The organism is Parafrankia sp. FMc2 (genome assembly GCF_041008525.1).
In the GTDB taxonomy this organism is placed as follows: Bacteria; Actinomycetota; Actinomycetes; order Frankiales; family Frankiaceae; genus Parafrankia.
Map to the genome: position 1 here is coordinate 1 of NZ_JBFLUG010000233.1, position 6,958 is coordinate 6,958.

Annotated in this window: 5 protein-coding genes; 2 read left to right on the top strand and 3 right to left on the bottom strand. The window is 63.8% G+C overall.

From position 1 onward, the window contains the following. Positions 1 to 72: 72 nt before the first annotated feature. From AB1460_RS34855 to AB1460_RS34865, 3 genes are all read right to left on the bottom strand, one after another. Positions 73 to 1,650: a UvrD-helicase domain-containing protein gene (locus AB1460_RS34855; RefSeq protein ID WP_368966629.1), complete on the bottom strand. Its 1,578-nt coding sequence runs from the start codon at positions 1,648 to 1,650 to the stop codon at positions 73 to 75. After that, a complete protein-coding gene (locus AB1460_RS34860) occupies positions 1,651 to 3,264 on the bottom strand; it encodes an ATP-dependent nuclease (protein ID WP_368966630.1) in 1,614 nt (537 codons plus the stop codon). A gap of 808 nt (positions 3,265 to 4,072) precedes the next feature. Next, a complete protein-coding gene (locus AB1460_RS34865) occupies positions 4,073 to 4,951 on the bottom strand; it encodes an NYN domain-containing protein (RefSeq protein ID WP_368966632.1) in 879 nt (292 codons plus the stop codon). Between the two features lie 368 nt (positions 4,952 to 5,319). On the opposite strand from AB1460_RS34865, the gene AB1460_RS34870 reads away from it, so the two are divergent. Both AB1460_RS34870 and AB1460_RS34875 read left to right on the top strand, forming a co-directional pair. Next, positions 5,320 to 5,646: a hypothetical protein gene (locus tag AB1460_RS34870; protein ID WP_368966633.1), complete on the top strand. Its 327-nt coding sequence runs from the start codon at positions 5,320 to 5,322 to the stop codon at positions 5,644 to 5,646. A gap of 125 nt (positions 5,647 to 5,771) precedes the next feature. Next, entirely contained in the window at positions 5,772 to 6,848 is a 1,077-nt protein-coding gene (locus AB1460_RS34875; protein ID WP_368966635.1) for a recombinase family protein, read from the top strand. Positions 6,849 to 6,958: the final 110 nt, after the last annotated feature.

Sequence of the window (6,958 nt, forward strand, 5' to 3'; positions counted from 1 at the left end):
AGTCGTCACAAACCTCGATGATCACCGGTGGCCTCTTGCGTGCCTGGACCGGCTCCACCTCAACGTCGCATCTCAACCATGACCCATCAGATCAAAATGATCACTAAAGTCCGGCTGGAGTACTAGGACACCATGGCGGGCCCGGGACACCATTACGGACAGCACACGTGCTTCTTCCAGAACCGCCTCCTGGGTGTCGGCTCGGAAATCTGGGATGCAGCCTTCTTCGGCTCCGATGATGACGACCCAGTCGAACTGTTGCCCTTTGCCGACGTGACCAGTGAGTAGGTGCACTCCGGGCACGTTGATCAGCGTATTCTGGTCGCCGATTCTTACCCGTGCGCGGATAGCGGTTAGTGAGAATCCTTCATCGAGAAGGTCGTAGCACCAGTTGAGGGCGCCTGCGAGCGCTTCGCGGCTGCTGGGATCTTGCAGGGCTTCGAGATCGGCTACTTGGCGTAGATAGGCTAGCTTGTCTTCGGCATTTTGATACCTGGCGAAGTCGAATCTGGCGAGCATGGCTTTGACGATCCTGGCGGTATCGGTGTCCAGGACGCCGTCATCCCAGCGGTGAAACGGCAAGCCGGATTGTTCCATGAAGGTGTCAACGAACCGTCGGCGAGGATTAGTGCGAGCGATGATTGCGACGCGGTGATTCGGTGCGCTAGTAAGCACAAACTTGGTGAAGTCGATCACCCATTGTGCCTCACTGTCGGCGTCACTGAAAGCAGCGTGCGCCGCCAAGCCCCCGCCGGGCCAAGAGGCAGGGTCGGCGCTGGTGAGCAGCGTTCCTCCGGTTCGTGGAGTGAGCGCGTTAACGACGTTGAGGACGGCCGGTGAGGAGCGATGCGATTCGGAGAACTCGATGACGTTGAGCCCGCACTCTGCCCGAACGGCTCGGTCGATCTCTTCGGGCTCCGCGCCGGCGAAACCGTAGATTCCCTGCGCGAGGTCGCCAGCGTAGGTGGTCTTTTTGTAGCCGATGCGGTTGACCAGGCGAAGCTGCTGCGGGGTTAGATCTTGAAATTCATCGACGATCACCGCAGCGAAGTGATGGCGGTACAGTTGGGCGACCGTGTCGTTGGCCAGGATAAGCTCGGCCAGGCGAGGCAAATCATCATAGGTCAGCCGGTTCTGCGCGCGCCTCAGCTGCTCGATCTCCACCACCACGTCGTGATCCGATTCGGCTAGCAGCCGCTCCACTTCTGTGTCGTCGGCGGCATTCTGCTTAGCGATACGCAAAGTGTCCCGGACGGTGCTGATCATGTTGAAACTCAACCTGCGGCTGCGGCATTGCTCGCCGACCCAGTCGCTGTCGGGAATCAGAAGGTCCGGGCTCATCCCAATCACCTTCGCGTGAGCCCGATAGATTCGGGCGGACAGGCCATGGAAGTTCACCACGGTTACGCGGTCACGTCGCACCGCCGGTGGCAAATAGCTGGCGAGTCGATCCCGGATGTTGTCGCGCGCCCGATTTGAGAAGGTCGTGACAAGCACCCTCTGAGGCGCGCGAATCTCCTTGCGGTCGATCAAGCCAGCGACGCGCAAGGCCAGCGCCTCCGTCTTGCCGCACCCTGCAGGAGCGAGCGCGAGCAGGTCGAGCGACTGATGGTCACGGATGCGCCGCTGCGCGGACGTTGGTGTGACCACTCAGATCACCGCAATGGCGGTGAGCAGCTTGTCGATGCTGTTGATCTTACGGGCGGTCTTCTCGTTGAGGAGGGGTGCGATCACCATCGCGGCCTTGACCTTGACTTTGCTCTTGCTGCGGCAGAAACCCGCAACGTCCTGATCTGTCCGACTTCCTTCAGGGCCGGTCACGGCGCACACAGACAATTCATTGGCGGTGAACAATGACGACCTCGAGAGCGCGGCCCACACGGCGGCGGCCCCCAAAGCCGCAACGTATTCGGCCTCGAGATCGGGTGTGGAGACCCAGACCGAATGCTTCGACAAATCTGCCTCGGCAACGGCGAGCTTGTTGGCGGTATCCTTTATTGCGTCGGCGTCGATCAGCATCGACATTGGAATGTTGAACCCCGACTCGCCGAACAATTTGATGATCGCACCCATATCGCCGGCACCCCCGGTCTCGATCAACGAGACTCCTAGCCGGTCGAGGTTACGGTCAGTGATATCGCTGACTCGTTCGAGAATGATCCGATCCGAGATTCCCTCGACACCGATGACACGCAGCGCCGTGAGCGGTTCGAGCTTGTCGCGGACCCACCACCGAACGGTCATGCGTTCGTCATCGGACAGGAACGCTTCGGCTGGCTGAACGAGCTTGCCGCCCGCTCGGACAGCGACGATGCACTCGGGCTCGAAGGCGCCGACGATATCGGACGAGTGCGTTGCGAGAAGCTTTTGATTCGGGCCACTCTGCAATAGCCGAGCCAGGGCCCGTTGACTGGTCGGGTGGAGGTGCAGTTCGGGCTCGTCAATGCCGACCATGTTCGCGCCGACGCTCACTAGGTCGTATAGCGCGATCGCGTACAGGGCACGCATCCCGTCGGATTGCTCTGTCAGGTTCTTCTGCTCACCGTCCTTGGCGATCTGCAGTCGCACGTCGCTAAGCGGGTCGTTCTCGGCTGCGGCGCCTGAGATAAACACCAGGTCATCCTTCTTGACAACCTCCGGGAGCGCCCTGGATAGCTGCCCGGCTAGATCCTCCCGCAGCCCGCCCAGTATGGTGGACGTGCGAAGGTTTTCCTGGATGGCGTCGGTAAGCAAGTCGAAATCTGCTTGCTCCGGGCCGAGGTCAATTGACTGCAAGATGTCGTGGACGACGGTGCGACGGTGGTCCTTCAAATCTCGCGAGGAGGCGGTCGCTGTGAGCAGCTTCCAACCGAAACCGGCAAGCTGCTCACGTGAGAGCTGACGGCCAGTTCCCCCACCCGGCGCTGTCCTTTCTACCGACAAAGTCCGGCTGGCGTCAATTGAGGCCGCCAGACGTACGAGCAGCCGGGCCTCTCCTGTGACAGGATTGATTGAGATCTCGTCCGGGAACAACCCCTGGTCTGCGGGCGAGAATTCGATCAGCTCCGCCTCGATGACCAGGGGTTGGTCCGGGTCGCGGAAATCCTCCGGTCCCAGATGTGCGTACAACTGCGCCGTGCTCGCACCCAAAAGGAGGTCCAGGCACCGTAGCAGGGACGATTTACCCACGTCGTTCGGCCCGACGAGAACGAGGTGCTTACGAACCTCTATCGACACGTCGACCAGTCGGCGATGGTTAGAGATCGTGATACGGCTCAAGCGCATGGTTCCCCCCGGTGTATTTCAATATTTTGCCGCGAGGGCCACAGCCAGGAATGCGCGGTTTCCGGAGCGGAAGTGCCGATCGCGATCGAGCATTCAGTTGCAAGCTGGACGTGAGCAAGGCAGGGAGGTTTTGAGCGCATGCCAAGATCCCAAGCCCCGAGCAACGCCCGCCCCCCGTCCGCGGCGACCTTATGACACGAGTTCTATCACATTGATCGTTCGCGTCGGATGGTAGGTCTGTGCCCTGGGGCGGCCGCGATGGGTGGCGAAGCGCGCGCTGGCCGGGATCGGGGCGTGGGCTGCCCTCGTGGCGAATGTGCGCACGTCGTTGGAGCGATGGTCAGATAAGGAGCATCGACATCCGCACCCCCGGCTTCAGCTGGGCCGTGATGAACTCGTGATGGGCTGCGATCGCCGGCCACGTCACCTGCCATAACCAGGTGTCAGCCAGTTCAACGAGCCACACCCGCACCCGCACCACCGCGGTCCACTCCGTCTCTGCTGGCCCCAGACCAAGCGGAGGGACATGATGGTCGGAGATCGATGATCTACACACGCGCGGGGTCTTCCGCTGGCTGCCAGCTCGAGCTCGACCCGATCGCCGTCGTCCCAGCGCATGCGGGCGTGGCGCTATCGGCCCTGATGTCAGGGCAGCTCTGAACCATGTAATTGCCCCTTTCGAGGTCGCTCGTGGCCGCTGGTGCGGCGCGGCTGGCCGGCCGATCATCAGGGGGCGTGAGGGCGGGCGGAACTGGTCCGCCCTTGGGCGCTGTCAGCGGGGGCGCGGTCGTTGCGGTGCTTCGAGTGCCTACTTGAGGCGTGCGTGGACAGGGCCGGCTGTGCCTGGGCCGTTGCGCTGGAGTTCGAACAGGTTGGTCGCGATCATCAGGTCCGTGAGGCGGGAGTAGCCGTAGGTTTTCAGGACGACGGCGGGGTGCTTGCGGATGGCCAACCCGACGGCAGACAGGTGGGTCCAGCCGTCGGGGCCGGTGTTCGTCGTGACCGCCTCGCGGAGTCGGCTGATGAGTGCGATGTCCGCGCGCAGCTCAGCGGTCGTCGCCCGGGTGGGAGGGCCGGCCAAGGCCTGCGTTTTCTTCTTTGTCTGCGGGGCGGCGATGACCTGCGCCGGGCTGGTTTCCGGGCTCGGCGGGGCGTTCTCCGTGATGTCGCTTGCCTCAGGCGGGGTGGCCTGGGCGGGTACGAGCGTCTGGTCGGGCTTCGCGGTGCGTGTCGGTGGCGTGTCGGCCATGAGGGTCTCGACGAAGACGAAGGTGTCGCAGGCTGCGGGCAGGCCCGGGTTCGTCTTCGTCTCCTCGCCGAACCCGTGGACGGTCAGTCCGCTCTCGCGGATCCGTTCGGCCAGCCGGGTGAAGTCGCTGTCCGAGGAGGCGATGCAGATCGTGTCGATGGAGCCGGAGTGCAGCAGGTCCATCGCGTCGATCGTCAACGCCAGGTCGGCGGCGTTCTTGCCCTTGACCGCGGCGAAGACCTGGACCGGCCGGATGGACAGCTCCTGCAGGGTCTTCTTCCAGTTCCTCAGCGAGCCGGACCAGTCACCGTAGGCACGCCTGACCCGGGCCTTCCCGTAGCGGGCGCTCTCGGTGAGCAGCGGCTCGACGGCCCACAGCGGGATGTTCTCCGCGTCGATGAGGATTGCGAGCTGTGCCGACCCGGTTCCGTCCAGCATGCGGGTTCCTCCCTTGCGGGCGCCTGGCATCCGCGGCGACAGAACACGGCTGGCCGATCCCAGGATGACACGCGGCCCGTGCGCTCGCGGTGTCCACCATCCCTCAGCCGTGCGCGGTGCCGCCCGGCGGACCCCGCCCTGGTCCTCACACCCGGCGAGCTGGACACCTTCAGTCGGGGATCGTGACGAGTGCAATCAGTAACCAGCGGCCCGGCCCGCATGTGGGCGCTGGTACGCCCCCAACGCACTTGGCAACTTCGAGTTCGAGGTCACGTTGAGCTACCGGCGGCTGGAGCTGCCTCGGCGTGTCGAGGTGACGCCGCGGCACAGGCGGTAGTACTGATGTGCCCGTGGGTGATCGTCGTCGTGTGGGTGCGGGTGAGTACGCCGAGCGGGTGAACGCTGCGGCTGGGCTGCTGGAGGGCGGCGTTCCGATGGGGGACGCCGCCCTTCTGCTGTCCGCGCGGTTTGGGGTTTCGCTGCGGCAGGCCCGGCGTTACGCCGATTCGGCGGCGGGTGGGCGGGTGGTCGTTCCTGAGCCGATGGTGGTGTTCACGGTCAAGCTTCCCGCTGTGCTGGCCGAGCGAATACGTGAGGAAGCCCGGGTTCGCGGCACGACGATTTCGTCGCTCGTGGCCGGCGCTTTGTCGGACTGTCTCGTGTCAGCCGGGGCGGGAAGTCCGACGGATGAATGAGCGGGCGATCGCCCTTGAGTATGTGTTCGACCGCCATGCGGTCCGGGATCTGTCGATCGCGTATGGATTCCTGGTCCCGCTGCGGCGGCTGAAAATCCAGACGGACGAGCAGACAGGAGACGAGAATGGTGAACGTGGCGGTTTATGCCCGGGTGTCGTCGGACCGGCAGAAGAAGAACGAGACGATCGCCTCGCAGACGGCGGCGCTGCGTGAACATGCCCGGCAGATGGGGGCGGCGTTGCCGGCCGAGTGGGTTTTCGAGGACGACGGCCATTCGGGTGCGACGCTGACACGCCCGGCGCTGGAACAGCTGCGGGACCTGGTCGCGGCGGTGCAGATCGATGTGGTTCTGTGCTATTCCCCGGACCGGCTCGCCCGGAAGTTCGCTTACCAGGCGCTGCTGATCGAGGAATTCGCGCGGGCCGGTACCCGCGTCGAGTTCATTAAAGGGCCTCGCGGGGACAGCCCGGAAGACCAGCTCATGGTCCAGTTCCAGGGGATGTTCGCGGAATATGAGAAGGCGCAGATCCTGGAGCGTTACCGGCGCGGGAAGGCACATCGCGCCCGGGCGGGGTCGGTGAACGTGCTGTCCGGGGCGCCGTTCGGGTATCACTACCGTCGGCGGTCCGACCAGCTCGGTGCCGGCTACGAGATCGTCCAGCACGAGGCGATCCTGGTCACCGAGATGTTCCGCCGCTACGCCGACGAAAGCGTCTCCATCGCGGCGCTGGCCCGCTGGCTGACCGAGAAAGGCGTGCCTACCCGCACCGGCAAGAATAGCTGGGACCGGTCGGTGATCTGGGCGATGCTACGGAATCCCGCCTACAAGGGGACGGCGGTGTTCGGGAAGACGATGGTCGACAACACACCGGCCGGCCTGAACCGGGTGGCGCGGCTTCAGGGGCGTTCAACACCACGGCCGACCAGAGTCGTCGACCGGCCCCGTGACCAGTGGGTCGAGATCCCGGTGCCCGCCCTTGTCAGCGAGGAGATGTTCGAACGGGTCGCGGCCCGCCTCGAGGAAAACAAGCGTTTCGCGCCCCGCAACACGAAGACGACCCCCTCACTGCTACAGGGTCTCGCAGCGTGCTCGGCCTGTGGTTACGGCTACTACAGTACCGCACCTCGACACGGACCACGAACAAGAAGATCTACTACTACCGGTGTCTCGGTTCCGACGACTACCGCTACTGATGATTAATATGTGGTGTCACTATGTCTGGTGACGGCTGCTGGCGAGTGGGTAAACCTTTTACATGAGGTATGCGACGGGTGGCGGGTTGACGCCCGCCGAGCAGGTGGAAAGGGAAC